Source organism: Sphingomonas sp. (assembly GCF_019635515.1).
GTDB lineage: Bacteria > Pseudomonadota > Alphaproteobacteria > Sphingomonadales > Sphingomonadaceae > Sphingomonas.
This window is the reverse complement of the sequence record NZ_JAHBZI010000001.1, coordinates 437,578-455,368: the sequence shown is the minus strand read 5'-3', so window position 1 is coordinate 455,368 and position 17,791 is coordinate 437,578. Positions and strand designations below refer to the sequence as shown.

General features: G+C 66.0%; 20 protein-coding genes. 9 read left to right on the top strand and 11 right to left on the bottom strand.

Annotation, left to right across the window (positions count from 1 at the left end; all coding sequences use genetic code 11):
* Positions 1-92: 92 nt before the first annotated feature.
* Genes ispG through KF730_RS02335 form a run of 4 tightly spaced genes read left to right on the top strand, consistent with a single transcriptional unit; the run spans position 93 to position 2,939 of the window.
* Positions 93-1,214 (top strand): flavodoxin-dependent (E)-4-hydroxy-3-methylbut-2-enyl-diphosphate synthase, encoded by a 1,122-nt coding sequence (gene ispG / locus KF730_RS02350; RefSeq protein ID WP_294091988.1) that lies wholly within the window; start codon positions 93-95, stop codon positions 1,212-1,214.
* Positions 1,211-2,104: a DMT family transporter gene (locus tag KF730_RS02345; protein ID WP_294091986.1), complete on the top strand. Its 894-nt coding sequence runs from the start codon at positions 1,211-1,213 to the stop codon at positions 2,102-2,104. Before ispG ends, KF730_RS02345 begins: the two co-directional genes overlap by 4 nt.
* On the top strand, positions 2,101-2,583 hold the full coding sequence (locus tag KF730_RS02340) for a GNAT family N-acetyltransferase (protein ID WP_294091985.1): 483 nt from the start codon (positions 2,101-2,103) through the stop codon (positions 2,581-2,583). The genes KF730_RS02345 and KF730_RS02340 overlap by 4 nt, the downstream gene beginning before the upstream one ends.
* Positions 2,583-2,939: a TfoX/Sxy family protein gene (locus KF730_RS02335; RefSeq protein WP_294091984.1), complete on the top strand. Its 357-nt coding sequence runs from the start codon at positions 2,583-2,585 to the stop codon at positions 2,937-2,939. Before KF730_RS02340 ends, KF730_RS02335 begins: the two co-directional genes overlap by 1 nt.
* 73 nt (positions 2,940-3,012) lie before the next feature.
* Here KF730_RS02335 and KF730_RS02330 read toward each other — a convergent pair whose 3' ends face one another.
* Genes KF730_RS02330 through KF730_RS02315 form a run of 4 tightly spaced genes read right to left on the bottom strand, consistent with a single transcriptional unit; the run spans position 3,013 to position 6,813 of the window.
* Positions 3,013-3,654, bottom strand: a complete 642-nt coding sequence (locus tag KF730_RS02330) for a DUF1345 domain-containing protein (RefSeq protein WP_294091983.1) — start codon at positions 3,652-3,654, stop codon at positions 3,013-3,015.
* Positions 3,651-4,310 (bottom strand): hypothetical protein, encoded by a 660-nt coding sequence (locus tag KF730_RS02325; protein ID WP_294091982.1) that lies wholly within the window; start codon positions 4,308-4,310, stop codon positions 3,651-3,653. The genes KF730_RS02330 and KF730_RS02325 overlap by 4 nt, the downstream gene beginning before the upstream one ends.
* Positions 4,311-4,342: 32 nt before the next feature.
* Positions 4,343-4,885 (bottom strand): inorganic diphosphatase, encoded by a 543-nt coding sequence (ppa, locus tag KF730_RS02320; protein ID WP_294091981.1) that lies wholly within the window; start codon positions 4,883-4,885, stop codon positions 4,343-4,345.
* Positions 4,886-4,914: 29 nt separating this feature from the next.
* Positions 4,915-6,813 carry a collagenase gene (locus KF730_RS02315; RefSeq protein ID WP_294091979.1) on the bottom strand — a complete coding sequence of 633 codons (1,899 nt, stop codon included), beginning with the start codon at positions 6,811-6,813 and terminating at the stop codon, positions 4,915-4,917.
* A gap of 124 nt (positions 6,814-6,937) precedes the next feature.
* Between KF730_RS02315 and KF730_RS02310 the strand changes: the two genes are divergently transcribed.
* Positions 6,938-8,239, top strand: a complete 1,302-nt coding sequence (locus tag KF730_RS02310; protein WP_294091978.1) for an isoprenylcysteine carboxylmethyltransferase family protein — start codon at positions 6,938-6,940, stop codon at positions 8,237-8,239.
* Between the two features lie 9 nt (positions 8,240-8,248).
* Entirely contained in the window at positions 8,249-8,791 is a 543-nt protein-coding gene (locus KF730_RS02305) for an MOSC domain-containing protein (protein WP_294091977.1), read from the top strand.
* Here the strand turns inward: KF730_RS02305 and KF730_RS02300 are convergent.
* The 4 genes from KF730_RS02300 to KF730_RS02285 form a co-directional block, all read right to left on the bottom strand.
* Positions 8,788-10,164, bottom strand: a complete 1,377-nt coding sequence (locus KF730_RS02300) for a glutamate--cysteine ligase (protein ID WP_294091976.1) — start codon at positions 10,162-10,164, stop codon at positions 8,788-8,790. The genes KF730_RS02305 and KF730_RS02300 overlap by 4 nt on opposite strands.
* Positions 10,165-10,207: 43 nt before the next feature.
* Positions 10,208-10,948 carry a 16S rRNA (uracil(1498)-N(3))-methyltransferase gene (locus KF730_RS02295; protein WP_294091974.1) on the bottom strand — a complete coding sequence of 247 codons (741 nt, stop codon included), beginning with the start codon at positions 10,946-10,948 and terminating at the stop codon, positions 10,208-10,210.
* Between the two features lie 9 nt (positions 10,949-10,957).
* Positions 10,958-11,560, bottom strand: coding sequence for an EF-hand domain-containing protein (locus KF730_RS02290; protein ID WP_294091971.1), 603 nt, complete (start codon positions 11,558-11,560; stop codon positions 10,958-10,960).
* A 104-nt stretch (positions 11,561-11,664) separates the two neighbouring features.
* Positions 11,665-12,039: a DUF2147 domain-containing protein gene (locus KF730_RS02285; RefSeq protein ID WP_294095664.1), complete on the bottom strand. Its 375-nt coding sequence runs from the start codon at positions 12,037-12,039 to the stop codon at positions 11,665-11,667.
* 156 nt (positions 12,040-12,195) lie between these two features.
* Between KF730_RS02285 and ubiA the strand changes: the two genes are divergently transcribed.
* From ubiA to KF730_RS02270, 3 genes are read left to right on the top strand one after another with little or no spacing between them, the layout of a single operon-like run.
* On the top strand, positions 12,196-13,122 hold the full coding sequence (ubiA, locus tag KF730_RS02280; protein WP_294091969.1) for a 4-hydroxybenzoate octaprenyltransferase: 927 nt from the start codon (positions 12,196-12,198) through the stop codon (positions 13,120-13,122).
* A 31-nt stretch (positions 13,123-13,153) separates the two neighbouring features.
* Positions 13,154-14,500: a metallopeptidase TldD-related protein gene (locus KF730_RS02275; RefSeq protein ID WP_294091968.1), complete on the top strand. Its 1,347-nt coding sequence runs from the start codon at positions 13,154-13,156 to the stop codon at positions 14,498-14,500.
* Between the two features lie 12 nt (positions 14,501-14,512).
* Positions 14,513-15,301, top strand: coding sequence for a 3'(2'),5'-bisphosphate nucleotidase CysQ (locus tag KF730_RS02270; RefSeq protein WP_294091966.1), 789 nt, complete (start codon positions 14,513-14,515; stop codon positions 15,299-15,301).
* Here KF730_RS02270 and KF730_RS02265 read toward each other — a convergent pair.
* From KF730_RS02265 to KF730_RS02255, 3 genes are all read right to left on the bottom strand, one after another.
* Positions 15,279-16,235, bottom strand: coding sequence for a hypothetical protein (locus tag KF730_RS02265; protein ID WP_294091963.1), 957 nt, complete (start codon positions 16,233-16,235; stop codon positions 15,279-15,281). The two genes, KF730_RS02270 and KF730_RS02265, sit on opposite strands and share 23 nt — an antisense overlap.
* Positions 16,236-16,521: 286 nt before the next feature.
* Positions 16,522-17,082: a hypothetical protein gene (locus KF730_RS02260; protein WP_294091962.1), complete on the bottom strand. Its 561-nt coding sequence runs from the start codon at positions 17,080-17,082 to the stop codon at positions 16,522-16,524.
* Positions 17,079-17,789, bottom strand: coding sequence for a hypothetical protein (locus KF730_RS02255; protein WP_294091961.1), 711 nt, complete (start codon positions 17,787-17,789; stop codon positions 17,079-17,081). The genes KF730_RS02260 and KF730_RS02255 overlap by 4 nt, the downstream gene beginning before the upstream one ends.
* Positions 17,790-17,791 lie beyond the last annotated feature (2 nt).

Sequence of the window (17,791 nt, the reverse complement as noted above, 5' to 3'; positions counted from 1 at the left end):
GATTTACCAGTCCCCGCGCATGCCACACCGCGCCTTAGCATCGCGTAAAGACGCGGTTGGCGCGACCGGCGCGCGGGTCTATAGGAGCCGCCATGTCCGTACGTCCGTGGCGCGATATCGTCCGCCGTTCCAGCCGCCAGATCATGGTCGGCAACGTCCCCGTTGGCGGCGATGCGCCGGTGACGGTGCAGACGATGACCAACACCGCGACCTCCGATGCCGCCGCGACAATCGACCAGATCCGCCGCTGCGAGGATGCCGGGGTCGACATCATCCGCGTCTCCTGCCCCGATGTGGAGAGCACGGCGGCATTGAAGCAGATCGTCCGCGCCAGCCGCGTGCCGATCGTCGCCGATATCCATTTCCACTATAAGCGCGCATTGGAAGCCGCCGATGCCGGCGCCGCCTGCCTGCGCATCAACCCCGGCAACATCGGCTCGGCGGAGCGCGTCAACGAAGTCGTCAACGCCGCCAAGGCCAATGGCTGCGCGATCCGCATCGGCGTCAATGCCGGGTCGTTGGAGAAGGATCTGCTCGAGAAATATGGCGAGCCCTGCCCCGAGGCGCTGGTCGAATCTGCGCTTGACCACATCAAGCTGCTCCAGGACCGCGACTTCCACGAATTCAAGGTCGCGGTGAAGGCCAGCGACCTGTTCCTCGCCGTCGCTGCCTATCAGCAGCTCGCGGAGCAAGTCGATTGCCCGCTCCATCTCGGCATCACCGAAGCCGGCGGATTCGTCGGCGGTACGGTCAAGTCGTCGATCGGGATCGGCTCGCTGCTCTGGTATGGCATCGGCGACACGATCCGTGTCAGCCTCTCGGCCGAGCCCGAAGAGGAAGTCCGCGTCGGCTTTGAGATCCTCAAGGCGCTCGGCATCCGTAACCGCGGCGTCCGCGTCGTCTCCTGCCCGAGCTGCGCGCGCCAGGGCTTCGACGTCATCCGCACCGTCCAGGCGCTGGAGGAACGCCTCCAGCATATCCGCACGCCGATGTCGCTCTCCGTGCTCGGCTGCGTCGTCAACGGCCCCGGCGAAGCTCGCGAAACCGATATCGGCCTGACGGGCGGCGGCAACGGCAAGCACATGGTCTATCTCTCGGGCGTGACCGATCACACCGTCGAGAGCGCGGACATGCTCGAGCACATCGTCAAGCTGGTCGAGGCCAAGGCCGCCGAGATCGAAGCGGCAAACGCCGAACCGCAAGCGGCGGAGTGAGCGCCCGGCCCGATCAGGTCGTCGCGGCGTTCGCCGCGGCCTGTCTCGGCATCGCGCTCTATTCGGTGATGGACGCGGTGATGAAAGCCGTGTCGATCGAGATCGGCGCGTACAACACCCTCGTCTGGCGGCTCGGCATCGCCGTGATCCTCACCGGCCTGCTCTATGCCTGCACCCGCCCGGTCATGCCCGCGATGCGCACGATGCGCGTGCATTTCGGGCGGAGCATCCTCGTCGCGGTGATGGCGATCGCCTTTTTCTGGGGCATCGTCCGCGTTCCGCTGGCGGAAGCGATCGCGCTCTCGTTCATCGCCCCGCTGATCGCGCTCGGGCTGGCCGCGATCTTCCTCAAGGAGCAGGTCGGCGCGAAATCGGTGCTCGGCTCGGTCCTCGGCCTCGCCGGGGTTGGCGTGATCCTGTCGGGGCGGCTCGGCGGCACGCATAGCCCGGACGCGATGTACGGCGTGGCGGCGGTTCTGGTCTCCGCGCTATTCTACGCCTGCAACCTCGTCGTCGCGCGGCACCAGGCCCAGATCGCCAAACCGCTCGAAATCGCATTCTGGCAAAACCTGTTCGTGTTGATCCTGCTCGGCCTCGCGGCGCCGTTCCTGCTGACCGTGCCTGCCGCGCAGCATTGGCCGGGAATCGGGGCGGCGGCCCTGCTTGCCATCGCCTCGCTGCTGCTGCTGTCCTGGGCCTATGCCCGTGCCGAGGCGCAGATCTTGCTGACCGTCGAATACACCGCCTTCATCTGGGCGGCGCTGATGGGCTGGTGGATGTTCGGCGAGAAGCTGGCCTTCTCGACGGTCGCCGGCACGCTGCTGATCGTCGCCGGCTGCCTGCTGGCGCTGCGCCGCAAACCCGAAGCCATGGAGCCTGGCCTGTCATGATCCACATCCGCGACGCCACGCCGGCCGATGTCCCGCAGATCATGTTCTTCGTGAAGGAACTCGCCGAGTTTGAGCGTGAGGCCGACAAGGTCGTCGCGACCGAGGAATTGCTGCTTGGGGCAATGTTCGGCGACGATCGCCCCGCCGCCGAAGCGGTGATCGCCGAGATCGACGGCAAGCCCGTCGGCATGGCCCTGTTCTTCCACAATTTCTCGACCTGGACCGGCTGGCGCGGGCTGTATCTCGAAGACCTGTACGTCACGCCCGAGGCCCGCGGCGCCGGCGTCGGCACCGCCTTGCTCAAGCATCTGGCGGGCCTGGCGGTGGATCGCGGCTGCACCCGCTTCGAATGGGCGGTACTCGACTGGAATACCGCCGCGATCGACTTTTATCGCGCGATGGGCGCGGTCGCGATGGACGAGTGGACCGTGAACCGCGTCACCGGCGACGCCCTGACGAAGCTGGCCGGCCGCGGCTGATGGCGTTCGACGCGGGTCTTGTCGAGCTGGTCCGCGAGGCGCTGGGCGACGTCGCGATGCGCCACATGATGGGCACCGCGACGCTCTACGCGGACGGCCGCATCTTCGCGATCGTCGATGAGACCGAGATCTGGTTCAAGGGCGACGCGACAAGCGCGCCGGTGTGGGAGGAAGCGGGATCGAGCCGCTTCACCTTCACCAGCAAGGACGGCAAGACCGAGGTGATGAACTACTGGCGCGCGCCGGCGGACGTCTATGACGACCCCGACGCGATGCGCGAATGGGCCGGTGTGGCGATCGCCGCCAGCCAGCGCGCGCCCGCGAAGAAGCCGAGGACCAGGAAAACGAAGCCCTAGTTACCGGGTCCAGGGTCATAAGCGACACGCTTCGGGTTCCAGGCGCCTGCTTTCGCGGGAGCACATTAGTTGATCACCCGCCCCCCAGCACATTGATCGAAAACGCGATCACGCCAAGGTTGAAGACGAACGCCGCCAGGCAATGCAGCGTCACCGGCTTGCGCAGCCGTCCCTGCGTCACTTCGACATCGCTGGTCTGGAAGGTCATCCCCAGACAGAAGGCGAAATAGATGAAATCCCAATAATCGGGCTCGGGCGTGTCGGGAAAGGTCATCCCGCCGGCATCCCTGCCGCCCGCCGCGCTATAGAACAGATGCGCGTAATGCAGCGCGTAGACGGTGTTGCTGAAGGTCCAGCTCAGCACCAAAGTCCCGATCACCAGCGGGATCGACCACCATTCGCCCGTCTCTTTCTGCATCAATTCGCTAGCCACCGCCGCCAGCACCACCAGCGACACCGCCAGCGTGATCAGCAGCAGCAGGAAACGATTGCCGTCGTTGCGCTTGGCGGCCTCGCGCATCGTATCGGATTCGTGCGGCAGCATCGGCATGCACGCGAGCAGGAAGACCAGAGCACCGATGTCGAATCCGGCCATCGCGCCATAACGCGGGCCTAACGCGGGCACGGCGAGGGCAACGCCCGCCGCCGTCACCGCGATGAAGAGAAGGAAGCGCGGCGGAGCGATCCGGTTACCGATGCTCCAACCGGCGCTCATGCCGCGGGCGTCTCGCGCGTCACGAAATCGGGCCGCACCACCCCGATCAGCGCCACGACCAGCAGCGCGCCCCAGGCATAGCTATGTGCCTTCATCATCGCCGGGGCGTGCGGATCGTTGAACAGGAAATAGAGCGACGCCAGCCCGCCAGCGAGCAGCAGCCCCGAAGCGATCTTGGCCAGCAACGGCCCGCGCCACAGCAACGCCGCCAGCAATATCTCGCCCGCGCCGAGCAGCGCGAACTTCGGCCGCACGGTCCAGAATAGCGCCTGATACATCGCATCGCTCCCCGGCATCGCGCCAAGGATCCTGAACATCACCAGCCCTTCGAGTTCATCGAAGGTGCCCGCCGCCAGAAACACGCTCATCGTCACCAGCGCCAGCAGCAACCCCGAGCGCCGCAGCGCGAACGCCCCGAGCGCCAGGAACGCGGCATAAGCGGGGATGAAGCCGAGCAGATCGAGCCACAGCGCCTCACGCTGCGCCGCGATCAGCGTGCTGGTACACGGCTCGCTGCCGAACAATGCCAGCACCTGCTCGGCCGTCCGCACCAGTTCGAAGGCGATCACCGGCCCGGCGCCGCCGCTCGGCCCGCACACCGCCAATCCCGGCACGCGCCCGAACATCGACGAGACGACGAGGGTTGCGATCCCCACCAGCGCCGTGGCGCGCCAGGCGGTCGCGGCCTTCAGGCGGCGGCCTTTGCCTGCTTGGCGGTGTCGATCGCTTCCATCACGATCCGCCGCGCTTCCTCCGCATCGCCCCATTCGCCGATCCGCACCCACTTTTCGGATTCGAGATCCTTATAGTGTTTGAAGAAATGCTCGATCTGCTGGAGCACGATCGAGGGCAGGTCCTGCCGCTCGCCGACATCCGAATAATAAGGGAAGGTGGTGTCGATCGGCACGCAGATCAGCTTCTCATCGCCGCCGGCTTCGTCTTCGAGCTTGAGCACGCCAATCGGCCGCGCACGGACGACGCAGCCCGGGATGAACGGCGAACGCGAGATCACCAGCGCGTCGAGCGGGTCGCCATCGGGAGACAGGGTATGCGGCACGAAGCCGTAATTCGCCGGGTAGCGCATCGGCGTATGCAGGATGCGATCGACGAACAGCGCGCCGCTCGCCTTGTCGAACTCATATTTCACCGGCTCGCCGCCCGTCGGCACCTCGATGATCACATTGAGGCTGTTCGGCGCGTCGTCCCCGACGGGGATCATATCAATACGCATTGTCTACCCTGTAATGGCGCCGCGCCGCCTCATTTAGGCGTGAGCAGCTTGTCCAGACCGGCCTCTCCATCCCCGATCTTTTCGAGGTGCGGATAGCGCAGCCCCCCATGATAGTCGATGCTCACTTCGCGGAAATGATCGCCGCTCTTGAGCAGCAGCCTGATCGGGTCCTTGCCGTCCTTGGCGGCGATCACCGCCGCCTTCAGCCGGTCGGCGGTATAGCCGCGGCCGTTCACCGCGAGGATCTCGTCTCCCAGATCGATCCCCACCTTGAACGCCGGGCCATCCCACATCACCTGGCTGATCCCCGACGGACCCATCGCCAGACCCAGCGAATACATCAGGTCGAGCCCGGTCTTGGGCGTCGCCTTGTTGGGCTTGTCGGTATAGACCAGCCTGTAGCCGTTCTTCTCGAAGCCCTGCAGCGGGGCGCCCTCGGTGGGCTTGTTGATCTGCTCGTCGAACAGCGTGCGCCAGTCATAGGGCACGATGCCGTTCAGCGTCTTGACGATGTCGTCGATCGTGAAGGGCAGATCGCCATAATCGCCGTCGCGCATGCCATAGAAGGCGCGGTCGTAATCGTCGATCGACTTGGTGCCGCCGCTCTTCTCGCGCAGGATCGCGTCGACGTTCATCCAGGTCATCAGCCCGTCGACGTAATAATCCTCCGAGCGCTGATAGCTCAGCCAGCCCTTGGGCGCGCGCGCGGTGATGATCGGATCGTTGGTGGTGTCGAGAATCGAGCGCCATTTGCGCCCCGGCCGCGTGTCCTGGAGCGCGGCATAGCTCGCCAGAACCTCCAGCGTGTCCTCCTTGGTCATCAGCCCGGCGCGCGCGCCGAGCACATAGCCGAGGAACTGGTCATGCCCTTCATAGGCCCACAGCATCGAGTTGCGCATCGGCTGGCGGAAATCGGCGGTGATCTGGTCGGCGCCGCGGCGATACTTGCCGACCCAGCTATGCGTATATTCGTGCGCCAGCAGGTTGCGGCCGGTATTCTGCTCATCCCATTTGGTGAAATAGCCAAGCCCGGTGCCGTTCTCCGAGCTGCGATGATGCTCGACGCCGATGCCGCCCATCTCGGCGGAAATCGCGAACAGGAATTCGTAGCGGTCATAATGCTCCGCGCCGAACAGCTTGATCGCCTGCGTCACCAGGTTGCGGTGTTTCTCGATCTGCTCGGGCGTTGCGGCGAGCTCTTCCGGCGAATCGGCGAAGACATTGAGATCGACGCGTTCGCCAAGGTTGATGTCGCGATAATAGCGCCCGGCGAATACCGGCGAATCGACCAGAACCTCGTAATCGACCTTGTCATAGGTGTAGGTCGATCCCTCCTTCCTGGCGGGGACCGCCGAGGCCGCGCTCCAGCCCTCGGGATAAGTCGCCATCGCCACCACCGGGATGCGGCGCGTATAATAGCCCGCCGGATACAGGCTCAGCGAATACCATTGCAGGTTCATCATCGACGGCGCCATCACGATGCGCCCCTGATCGGATTTGGTCGCCGACAGGAACTGGAACTCCGCCTCGACCGTCTTCGCGCCTTTGGGCACGTTGATGTGGAACGCGAACACATCGACCGGATCGCGGGTCCATTCGAGCTGCTGGCCATTGGCGAAGAACTTCAGCCCCGCCAGCTTGTCGATCTCGCCGCGCGGACCATGCTTGCCGGGAATCCATTTCGGATAGAGCAGCACCATGTGCCCGCTCTTGGCCACCGGAATGGTCTGCTTCACGCGGAAGATGCCCTGCTGCACGTTGGTGGCATCGACGTCGAGCGTCATCGTCCCCGGATAGGCGACATCGCGCGGCTTCGGGATCGTATCGGTAAACGGCACCGGATGGGGCGCGCTATTGCCAGCAGGGCTCTGGGCAAAGGCCGGAGCGGTGGTGGCGAGCAGGGCAGCGATGGAAAGCGCACGGATCATGGAATGGGCCTCTCGGGCAAGATCGGAATGGCCGGCACATTGGCCGAGTGATTGGTCAAGGTAAAGCACCTAAGGCGCCTATCCTTCACCGCTCGCTAACCATTGCGATCTAGATATTTCGGCCATGTATCACGATCCCGCATTGGCAGAAGCAGCGGCCAGGACCGATCCGCGCCCCAAATCGGCGGTCAGCGCCGGCGTCGGCTTCGTGGGCCTCGCGGGAATGAGCGCCTGGACGGTCTTCGCATATGTCTATCATCTCGACGGACCCTATTCGGCGCTCGTCAATGTCGCGGCCTGCGCGCTGCCGATGGTGCTGTGGTCGGTCTTCGTCGACAAGGTCTATCGCAATCCCTCGACCGGGATCGACTGGAAGAATGTTCGCCCGTGGCGCGACACGCTCGAGATCTCGATCACCAAGCTGACCGGCCTGTGGCTGACCTGGGGCGGGATCGCCGTGATCTATGCGGTCTTCCGTGTCTGGTCCGACACCCGCTTCGCCAATTTCCCGTTCGCGATGTGGTGCTTCGAAACGGTAGCGCCGGCATTGTTCGCGCTGTCGATCCCCTATGTGCTTTGGCTCGATCGCCGCATGGTCGAGCCGCGCGACGGCGCCTGGCATATGGGCGCGTGGCTGATGGGCGTCGAAGGCGCCGACAAGGCCGCGATCCACAACCATCTGCGCAGCTGGGCGGTGAAGGGCTTCTTCCTCGCCTTCATGCTCTCGATCGTGCCGCCGGGCTTTGGCGATTTCATCGCGTGGAACACCGAGGGGCTGCTGTCGAACCCGATCGCGCTGGCCAATTACTGCATCACCTTCATGTTCGTGATCGATGTGGCGTTCGCGACGGCGGGCTACATCCTCACCTTCCGTCCGCTCGATTCGCATATCCGCACCGCCAATCCCTTCGCGGCCGGCTGGACCGCGGCGCTGATCTGCTACCCGCCGTTCCTGCTGATGGGCGATGGCGGTCCGCTCGATTACCATCCGGGCTCGGCCGACTGGACCTATTGGTTGGCGGGCCATTCCTGGGCGCTGACCGCGCTCGGCGTGGTGCTCGTCACGCTCACCGGCATCTATGCCTGGGCGACGGTCGCCTTCGGCATCCGCTTCTCGAACCTCACCCATCGCGGCATCCTGACCCACGGGCCCTACGCGTTCAGCCGCCACCCGGCCTATCTGTCGAAGAACACCTTCTGGTGGCTCTCGACCCTGCCCTTCCTGGCGACGAGCAGCTGGACCGACGCGATCCGCAACACCGCGGTGATGATGTGCGTCAGCGGCGTCTATTACTGGCGCGCCCGCACCGAGGAGAAGCACCTTTCGCTCGATCCGGCCTATCAGGAATATGATGGCTGGATGGCGCGCAACGGCCTCGTACCGCGCTTCTTCCAGCGCATTGGCGGATTGTTCGCCGCGCGCTAATCTGCGCGCATGAACGGGGCCCAAGTCGTCGCGGTCGCCCGCGACGGTACACATCGTTTCTCCAAGCGGATCGCATCGTCGATCGAGATCGTCGCCGGGCAGGGCGTCGCCGGTGATGCGCATGCCGGCGTGACGGTGAAGCATCGCTCACGCGTTCGCGCCGACCCGACCCAGCCCAATCTGCGTCAGGTCCACCTGATCCATACCGAGCTGTTCGAGGAGCTGGCGGCCAAGGGCTTCACCGTCCGCCCCGGCGATCTCGGCGAGAATATCGCCACCAGCGGTATCGACCTGCTTGGCTTGCCGCGCGGCACCGTGCTCCACATTGGCGGCGCCGCGCTGGAACTGACCGGTCTGCGCAATCCCTGCGCTCAGATCGAAGCCTTTCAGCCCGGCCTGCTCGGCGCCGTCCTGGACCACGGCCCGAATGGCGAGCTGATCCGTAAGGCCGGGGTCATGACGGTGGTGCTGGCGGGCGGAACGGTGCGGCCAGGCGATGCGATCGGGATCGAGCTGCCGCCGCTGCCGCACGCGCCGCTCGAGCGCGTCTAGAACTTCGCCTCTTCATACACTCGCGAGATATCGCCCTGCCACTCGCCATTGAACCGGTCGAGCAGCACCTGCGCCGGCACCTTGCCGGTGCGCACGATCTCGCGCAGCGGATCGAGGAAACCGCTCTCATTATCGCCCGACGAATTGAGCCGCCCGCGCGCGTTGAGCCCGGCCGCGGCGATGTCGAGCACTTCGCCGGCGATGTCGCGCAGCTTGCCGCCACCCGGCAGCGGCGCGTCGAGCGCCAGTTTCGGCACCGAATCGCGCAATGCCTGGCGCCCAGCCATGTCCCAGTCCTTGACCAGATCCCACGCCGCATCGAGTGCCTGGCTGTCATAGAGCAGCCCGACCCACAGCGCCGGCAGCGCGCAAATCCGTCCCCAGCGCCCGCCATCGGCGCCGCGCATCTCCAGGAAGGTCTTGAGGCGCACTTCAGGGAAGGCGGTCGAGAGATGGTCCGCCCAATCGTCCATCGTCGGCTTCTCGCCGGGCAGGACCGATAGCTTCCCTTCCAGAAAGTCGCGGAAGCTGAGGCCCGAGGCGTCGATATATCTGCCCTCGCGATAGACGAAGTACATCGGCACATCGAGCGCATAGTCGGCATAGCGCTCATAGCCGAAACCGTCCTCGAACACGAACGGCAGCATCCCGGTGCGCGCCGGATCGGTGTCCGACCAGATATGGCTGCGATAGGACAGGAACCCGTTTGGCTTGCCTTCCAGAAACGGCGAGTTGGCGAACAAAGCGGTCGCCAGCGGCTGCAATGCCAGCCCGACGCGAAACTTCTTCGCCATGTCGGCTTCGGAGGCGTAATCGAGGTTCACCTGGATCGTGCAGGTACGCAGCATCATGTCGAGACCCAGCGAGCCGACGCGCGGCATGTGGCTCAGCATGATCTCGTAGCGGCCCTTGGGCATGATCGGCAGCTCGGCGCGGGTCTTGTCGGGCCACATCCCCAGCCCCAGGAAACCGATCCCGAGCCTGTCGCCCACCGCCTTGACCTGCTCCAGATGCCGCCCGGTCTCGGCACAGGTCTCATGGAGATTGTCGAGCGGCGCCCCCGACAGTTCGAACTGTCCGGCGGGCTCGAGACTGATCGCCCCGTCCGGCCCGGACAGTGCGATGATATTCTCGCCTTCATAGACCGGCTTCCAGCCGAACTCTGTCAGCCCGATCAGCAGCGCATGGATGCCGCCGGGCTCCTCATAGCTGGGCGCACGGTGATCGGGCGTCTTCCAATAGACGAATTTCTCGTGCTCGGTCCCGATCTTCCAGCGCTCCGCCGGCTTCTCGCCCTTGGCGAAATAGCCGATCAGCTGGTCCCGGCTCTCGATGACGGTCACGTTGCTGTTTGAAACTGTCTTCGTGCTCATTTTCGCCCCTTACTCTCGGGGCATGTGGTGCGCCAGCGAAGAACTACCAGTCCCCCGCCGCCGCCATCCACAGGGAAACCGCCGCCGCCGCCGCCGTCTCGGCGCGCAGGATACGCGGGCCGAGGGTTATGCCGACCGCCTGGGGACGCGCCCGGATCGCATCGCGCTCCTCCGGATCGAACCCGCCTTCCGGGCCGATGAGGATCGCGGCCGGCCCGGGCCGCGCCCGCATCGCCTCCGCCGCGGGTTCGCCACCGGTCTCGTCGGCGAAGAATATCGTCCGGTCCTTCGGCCAGTCGCGCAGCAGCGCCGTCAGCTTCACCGGCTCGATTATGCCCGGCAACGCCGTCCGTCCGCATTGCTCGGCGGCCTCGATCATATTGGCGCGTAACCGGTCGAGATTGAGCCGGTCGACCACGGTGCGGCGAGTAATTACCGGGACCAGCCGGTCGGCGCCAAGCTCGGACGCCTTCTCGACCAGCCAGTCGACCGGCCCCTTCTTGATCGGCGCGAACACCAGCCACAGATCGGGCACCGCTTCGCGCGGGCGCAGCATCGCGGTGACATCGAGCGTGAGGTCCCGCTTGCCGACGCTCGCCGCCACGCCCAGCCACTCGCCGGTCTTGTCGTCGAACATTTTGACCGGATCGCCCGCTTTCACCCGCATCACCTGCACCAGGTAATGCGCCTGTGGCCCATCGATCCGCAGCGGCCCAACCGCAAGCTCGCCCTCGACGAACAGCCGCGGCGTCGATTGCGGCGGCCAGGCGGGCGTTGCGGCCATGCCTGTGCGTTACCAGCCGCGCCCTTGCGGCAAATCGGGCAGTTCGCTCTTCAGGATCTTGCCGTCGCCATTGGTGTCGAGTGCGTTGAAGCGGAGTTCGGCCGCCTTGGCCCATTCGCGCGGATCGACGCCACGGTTGAAGTTGCGGTCGGCGACGATAACGGGCTGCGGATAATCGAGATAGCCGAAGCGTGCCGCCCCCTTCTTGCCTGCGGTGGTGACCGTGCGGTCGCGCGGACTGCCGGCACCGTTATCGTCATGCAGGCCGCTGCCATCGCCTTTCAAGTAGGTCCGGCGCTTGCTCAGGTCCGGGCCGCCGCCGCGCACCTCGGGAAGCAAGACCGTCTCGTAGCGCTCCATATCGTCTGGATCGATCTCGCCATCGCCACGCACATCGAGGATCGCGAAGAAGCGCGCGCCATCGGCGATCATTTCCTCCAGAGTCAGGGCGCCGTCATGATTGGTATCGGCGCCGTCGAACCACACATCCTGCGGCGCCGGCCCATCACGGCCGCTGCGGAACGGTTCACCCATCGGGCTGACGAACAGCCGCTCGTGCAACTTGGCGTCCTGAGCCGAAGCGCTACCGATCGCCGCGCCCGCGATTGCCATACCGAAAATCAACGCACGCATGTTCCGGGCCTTCCGATCAATCTGTCTCCGAAGCCCGCATAGCGCGCAATTGTCTCGGGCTCATGCTCAAATGTTGCCGAGCCTTAGCCGATGCGATGCCAGTGCTGCGTCTTGCAGAGCAGGCCCAGCATCGTGCAACCCGATACGCGGATCAGGATATCGCTGACCTGCACGACCGTGCCCGATGCATTGGTGTTGATATCGGGAATGAACACCTTGCCGCGCCACGTGGCGTCGCCATCGGCCTTCAGATCGTGCAATATCGTGCTGCCGACCAGTTCCTTGCCGCTGCCCTTGCGGGCGTCGGCACGTTGCTGGGCGGCCGCCCAGGTTACGGTGCCGCACAGCGCCGCGCCACAGGGCTGGAGGCGCATATGCACGGTGTTGTTGGTGTTGCGCCATTCGCCCCGAATGCCAGGGGCGGCAGGCGGCGCAGCGGCCCCGATCAGGAGCGGCACGGTCAACAGGCTCAACAAACGAATCAACATGACATCCAATCTCTGGCTCGGCTCGCCACATCGGGAGCCTTCGTGCCGTTTCAAGGGCGCAATCATGGCGGGATATGGCTGAACCGCAGCTTGCCGCCGCACCGGGCAAGGCGATAGGGCTGCGAAATGACCGATCCCGCCCCTGTTGCCGCGAGCGACGTTCCCGATAGCGAGCATCGCGGCATGATCGACCTGCTGCCCGCCGCCGCCCGCCCTTACGCCTTGCTCGCCCGCTTCGATCGGCCGATCGGCTGGTGGCTATTGTTCTGGCCCGGCGCCTGGGCGCTGGCGCTGTCGGGCAACGCGGTGGCGCGCTGGGATCTCATCCTGTGGTTCCTGCTGGGCAGCATCGCCATGCGCGGCGCCGGCTGCGTTTATAACGATATCGTCGATCGCGACCTCGACAGGCAGGTCGCCCGTACCCGAGGCCGCCCGCTCGTCAGCGGCGCGATCAGCCTCAAATCTGCGTGGCTCTGGCTGGGATCGCTATGCCTGATCGGCCTGGTCGTCCTGCTGCAACTCAACCCAAAAGCCGCCGCCATCGCAGTCGCCAGCCTGGCTCTGGTCGCCGCCTATCCCTTCATGAAACGCATCACCTGGTGGCCGCAGGCATGGCTCGGCATGGTCTTCTCCTGGGCGACGCTGGTCGCATGGGCCGAAGCCGCGGATATGCCGTGGATCCCCGGCCTGCTCCTCTATGCGGGCAGCGTATGCTGGGTGATCGGCTACGACACGATCTACGCGCTACAGGACGTCGAGGACGATGCCCTGGTCGGCGTCCGCTCTTCGGCGCGCGCGCTGGGAGGAAAGGTAAAGCCTGGCGTCGCGCTGTTCTACGCGCTCGCGCTCGCCTTGTGGTCCGCCGCGGTCTGGCGGATGCGCCCCGACCCGCTGGCGCTGGCCACGCTGATCCCAATTGGATTCCATTTGCTCTGGCAGGCCGTCACCCTCGCCCCCGCCAACGGCGTCAATGCACTCGAACGCTTCCGCAGCAACCGCAATGCCGGTCTGCTGATGTTCGCCGCCTGCTTGGTCGTCGGGCAGACGCTTTGACCTTCGGCGCGCGCATACCTAGATCGCGCCGATGCTGACCACCGAACAAGCCTGCGACCGCGCCGCCGATATCGTCGCGCGCGCCAAAGCCGCAGGTGCCGACGCCGCCGACGCCGTCTTCGCCGCCGATCGCATGCTTTCGGTCTCGGTCCGGATGGGCGCGCTCGAAGATGTCGAGCGCTCGGAAAGCGAGGAATTGGGCCTGCGCGTCTTCGCCGGACGTCGCTCGGCCAGCGTCTCGACCTCGGATCTCAGCGGCGCGGCGCTCGATACGCTCGTCGAACGCGCGCTGGCGATGGCGCGCGAGGCGCCCGAGGACGAATGGGCCGGCCTCGCCCCCGCCGAGCGCCTGCTCCGCGGCAGCCCGCCCCTCCTCGACCTCGACGACGGCGCAAGTGATTCGCCCGAAGCGCTCAAGGCCCGCGCCCTCGCCACCGAGGACGCCGCCCGCGCCGTGTCCGGCGTCACCAACAGCGAGGGCGGCAGCGCCAGCCTGTCGCGCGCGGTAATGGCCATCGCCACCAGCCACGGTTTCGCCGCCGGCTATGCCCAGACCAGCCACGGGCTCTCGGCCAGCGTGCTTGCCGGCACCGGCAGCGGTATGGAGCGCGATTATGCGCACCACAGCGCCCGCCATGCCGCCACGCTCGACGCACCCGAAGCGATCGGCCGCCTCGCCGGCGAACGCGCCGTCGCCCGGCTCAATCCGCAGAAGATCGCCAGCGGCGCGATGCCGGTGGTGTTCGATCGCCGCGTCTCTTCGGGCATGCTCGGCCATCTGCTCGGCGCGATCGCCGGCTCGGCGATCACCCGCAAGACCAGCTTCCTGCTAGACGCGCTCGGCACGCAGGTTTTCGCCAGGGGCGTGACGATCCGCGACGATCCCCACCGTCCGCGCGGGCTGCGCTCGCGACCCTTTGACGGCGAGGGGCTGCCGGTGCAGCCGCTCAAGCTCGTCGATGACGGCATGTTGGAGACGTGGCTGCTCGACAGCGCCTCGGCGCGCCAGCTCGGGCTCGAGCCGACCGGCCACGCCTCGCGCGGGATCGGCGGCGCGCCCGGCGTCGCCCCGAGCAACCTATTCATGCAGGCCGGACACATCCCGCCCGAGACGTTGATAGCCGAGATCGACTATGGCGTGCTCGTCACCGAACTGATCGGCCAGGGCGTCAACGGCATCACCGGCGATTACAGCCGCGGCGCGGCCGGCTTTCTGATCGAGAAGGGCGAGATCACCCGCCCCGTCTCCGAAATCACCATCGCCTCTAACCTGAAGGATATGTTCCGCGCGCTTACCCCCGCCAACGATCTTGAGTTTCGCTACGGGATCAACGCCCCGACGCTCCGCATCGACGGGATGACGATCGCCGGTGACTAGGGGTCTGCACTCATGATCCGCGTAGACCCCCAACTCGGCCAGCAGATCGCGGACATCGCCGCCGAAGCGGGCCGCCTTGCGATCGATCGCTGGCACACCGGCTTCAAGCGCTGGGACAAGACTCCCGGCGTGCCCGTCTGCGACGTCGATCTCGAAGTCGATGCGCTCCTGCGCCGGCGTCTCAACGCGCTGCTCCCCGATGCCGGCTGGCTGTCCGAGGAGACCGTGGACAATGCCGATCGCCTGGGCAGCCGCCGGCTGTGGGTGGTCGATCCGATCGACGGCACCCGCGATTATGTCCGCATGCGCCCGGGCTGGGCCGTGTCGATCGCACTGATCGAAGACGGCCAGCCACTGATCGGCGTGCTCGATGCCCCTGCCCGCGAAGAGAAATGGATCGCCAGGGCGGGCCAGGGCGCATGGCTGAACGGCAAGCGCCTGACGGCCGGCAACCGCACGCAACTAGCCGGAGCCCGCGTCCCCGCCGATCAGCTCCCGCAGGTCGACAATGACCTCGAAATGGTCGCCAAGCCCAATTCGATCGCGCTGCGCATCGCCATGGTCGCCGCGAACGAAGCCGATCTCCTCGCCTCGATCCGCTGGGGCCATGAATGGGACATCGCCGCCGCCGTGCTGATCGCCACCGAAGCCGGCGCCACCGTCAGCGACGCGCTGGGCGGCCCGATCGCCTTCAACACCCCCGCAGCCGAAGCCTTTGGCGTCCTCGCCACCGCGCCCGGCATCCACGCCGCCGCGGTAGAACGGCTGGCGGAGCGCGCTAGCGCGGCGGTGCGGCGATAGGCTCGCGCAGCCAGGGCGCCTCCTTGCTCCAGAAGATCACGTCCACCCCCAGATAGACCGTCGCGAACCGCGCGAACTCCCGCCGGGTAAAGGGCTTGCCCGTCTCCGGGTTCACATAGGCGAGCGTGGGTTCCTGCACCGCCATCGCGACGATCGGCACCTTATCCTGATAGACGCGGATAAAGGCATAGGAATTGAGCATCTGGCCCTTTTGCCAAGGCACGATATCCGGTCCGCCCACGCCGATGCGATTGGCGGCCGCGAAATCGAAGAAACGGCTCATGTAGCGGCTCGAGTTGAACGTGTCGCACGGCCAGAAATTGACATATTGGATGACGTGCGCGCGCTTGAAGGCGCGGCGGGCGACCAGCGCATTCTCCTTCTCCGCTTCGAAATAGCGCTCGCAATCCCAGCCCGCGGGTGGCGCATCCTCGTCGATCGCCGCGGCCGTCTCGGTCAGGATGACCCCGGCGATCCGCCCGTCGAATCGCCTGGCTAGCGCCTTGAGCAACGCCTGGAAGCGCGCACGCACCGCCGGATCCCATTGCCGCGCGATCCATCCCGACCAAGGTTGCGGCTTGATATCGCCCTGCCGCGCCAGCCCGCCGCCATATTCGGGCTCGTCCAGCAGATATTTGGGCAGATACCGCGCGTTCGGCTGGAAGAAGCGGTCGAGTATCTCGATATAGATCGTCTTGCCCCGCGCCTTGGCCAGCGCGAGGTCATGCTCGATCATCGAAAAGTCGTAGGCGCCCTTTTCCGGCTCGAGATTGCGCCAGACATACATGATCTGCGCGCCGCCAATGTCGGGCCGGTCGAGGATCGGCAGCGCTTCCTCGAGTTCGTCCTGACCGAGATAGACGAAATCCTTGGGCTGGGCGCCGGTCGGCGCGATCGCGAAGAGCAGGCAGGCCAGGAACGCCAGCAACCGCATCGGCGCGATTCTCCCGCTAGGGTCCGTACTCAATACCGGAGGGGGTCGGGATCGCCCGGAGAGGGGCGCTGGCAAGAAAGGTCGCGCAGTCGCGGGCTGGTAGCCCGCGCAAGCGGCGTGACGCCGCCAGCGCCCCTCTCCGGGCGACCGCGAAGCGGCGGCCCGCCTTTTGCCGCCTGGCCGCGTCATGTCGTCGGTCGCGATGCGCTGCATCGCTCCCTCCTAATTCCTTGCCAGACAACAAAATCCAGACCGTCACGACCACCTCCGGTATTGAGTACGGACCCTAGCCCTTCGGCTCGGCCCAGGCCGGCAGGTTCAGCGTCTCGCGCATCTCGTTGATGTTGAGCACCAGCCGCTTGCGATAGCTCGCCTCGTCGGGTTCGCTGCCTTCCTCGCTCTCCAGCCGGTTATATTCCCAGATATCGTCGAGCGCCCAGCCCTTGCCGATCCGTTTGAAGCTCAGCCGCAGGTCGGGATCCTTGCCGCCGGTGAAGTTGAGCGTCGCGGTCGCATCCGTCCCGGCGATCGTCACGTCCACCTTCATGTTCGCGAAATCGATCCCCTCGAAATCCTGGCACTGGCACCATACGCCATAATCATTGGCGCAATAGCCGTACGAGGCGTCGGGTTCGGTCTTGTCGAGCAGGCGCGCGGTCGCCGCGCATTGCTTCTCCACCGCCGTGAACCGCGCCGTCGCGCGCGGTTCCTTGATATTGGGCGACACCGCCTTGGTCTGGTAACCGGCATAGATGCTCCGCACGATGCCGCGGATCGCAGCGTCATCGCTCTGCGCCTGCGCCGGCACCGCGATCAGCGCCAGCAACGCCACCAGCCAGTGCCTCATTCGCCATCCCCCTGATATTTGATCTGCAGATAGCGCCCGCGCGTCGCGAGCAGGTCGAGGTCGCCCTGCGCCAGTTGCGTGCTCATCTCGGCGATCTCGTCGTCGATCACCTGCAGCCCCTGTGCAAGCTGCTGGTCGGGCGTCAGCCCGCCGCGCTCGATGCGGCGCAGCGGCTCGGGCACCCGCGCATAGCCCTTGACCAGATCGGGCAATTGCTCGCCGATCAGCTTGCGGACTTCCATCGCCGCGGGGCTCTGCTCGTCGAGCTGGGCGAGTTGCGGGCTGAGTATTTCCAGCTTCACGCCGATCGAATCGACCAGCCCGAGCACCGGCGCCGGCAGTGCCTTGCGCTGGGTATCGAGCCACGCCTCGGTGGTCTTCGGCAGCGCCTTCAGCGGCACCTGCCCCAATTGCTCGGCCTGGAGCGCGCTGCCCGCCGGCAGCACCGCGAACAGCAGGGTCGCCGCGATCAGCAGCAGCGCCACCAGAAACGCGCCCATCGCCCCCAACGGCGCCACCGCCAGCGCGAATATGATCGCGCCGACCAGGATCGCGCCATCGGCCATCGCGATGCGACCGACCCGGCGAACCACTTCGCTCTCGCGCCGCCGCCGCATCCGTTGCTCGGCCGCCGTCGCCGGCAATTGCGCGCGCGAACGCTCGATCAGCTCGCTGGCCCGCGCGCTCAGGCGATCGACATCGGTCATCG

What these genes read in the sequence shown, in the direction of transcription:
- KF730_RS02300 (WP_294091976.1), bottom strand. Translation starts at nt 10,164, where the DNA reads ATGAGCACGAAGACAGTTTCAAACAGCAACGTGACCGTCATCGAGAGC.
- ispG (WP_294091988.1), top strand. Translation starts at nt 93, where the DNA reads ATGTCCGTACGTCCGTGGCGCGATATCGTCCGCCGTTCCAGCCGCCAG.
- KF730_RS02305 (WP_294091977.1), top strand. Translation starts at nt 8,249, where the DNA reads ATGAACGGGGCCCAAGTCGTCGCGGTCGCCCGCGACGGTACACATCGT.
- KF730_RS02340 (WP_294091985.1), top strand. Translation starts at nt 2,101, where the DNA reads ATGATCCACATCCGCGACGCCACGCCGGCCGATGTCCCGCAGATCATG.
- KF730_RS02335 (WP_294091984.1), top strand. Translation starts at nt 2,583, where the DNA reads ATGGCGTTCGACGCGGGTCTTGTCGAGCTGGTCCGCGAGGCGCTGGGC.
- KF730_RS02295 (WP_294091974.1), bottom strand. Translation starts at nt 10,948, where the DNA reads ATGGCCGCAACGCCCGCCTGGCCGCCGCAATCGACGCCGCGGCTGTTC.
- KF730_RS02270 (WP_294091966.1), top strand. Translation starts at nt 14,513, where the DNA reads ATGATCCGCGTAGACCCCCAACTCGGCCAGCAGATCGCGGACATCGCC.
- KF730_RS02330 (WP_294091983.1), bottom strand. Translation starts at nt 3,654, where the DNA reads ATGAGCGCCGGTTGGAGCATCGGTAACCGGATCGCTCCGCCGCGCTTC.
- KF730_RS02310 (WP_294091978.1), top strand. Translation starts at nt 6,938, where the DNA reads ATGTATCACGATCCCGCATTGGCAGAAGCAGCGGCCAGGACCGATCCG.
- KF730_RS02315 (WP_294091979.1), bottom strand. Translation starts at nt 6,813, where the DNA reads ATGATCCGTGCGCTTTCCATCGCTGCCCTGCTCGCCACCACCGCTCCG.
- KF730_RS02290 (WP_294091971.1), bottom strand. Translation starts at nt 11,560, where the DNA reads ATGGCAATCGCGGGCGCGGCGATCGGTAGCGCTTCGGCTCAGGACGCC.
- ppa (WP_294091981.1), bottom strand. Translation starts at nt 4,885, where the DNA reads ATGCGTATTGATATGATCCCCGTCGGGGACGACGCGCCGAACAGCCTC.
- KF730_RS02265 (WP_294091963.1), bottom strand. Translation starts at nt 16,235, where the DNA reads ATGCGGTTGCTGGCGTTCCTGGCCTGCCTGCTCTTCGCGATCGCGCCG.
- KF730_RS02255 (WP_294091961.1), bottom strand. Translation starts at nt 17,789, where the DNA reads ATGACCGATGTCGATCGCCTGAGCGCGCGGGCCAGCGAGCTGATCGAG.
- KF730_RS02275 (WP_294091968.1), top strand. Translation starts at nt 13,154, where the DNA reads ATGCTGACCACCGAACAAGCCTGCGACCGCGCCGCCGATATCGTCGCG.
- ubiA (WP_294091969.1), top strand. Translation starts at nt 12,196, where the DNA reads ATGACCGATCCCGCCCCTGTTGCCGCGAGCGACGTTCCCGATAGCGAG.
- KF730_RS02260 (WP_294091962.1), bottom strand. Translation starts at nt 17,082, where the DNA reads ATGAGGCACTGGCTGGTGGCGTTGCTGGCGCTGATCGCGGTGCCGGCG.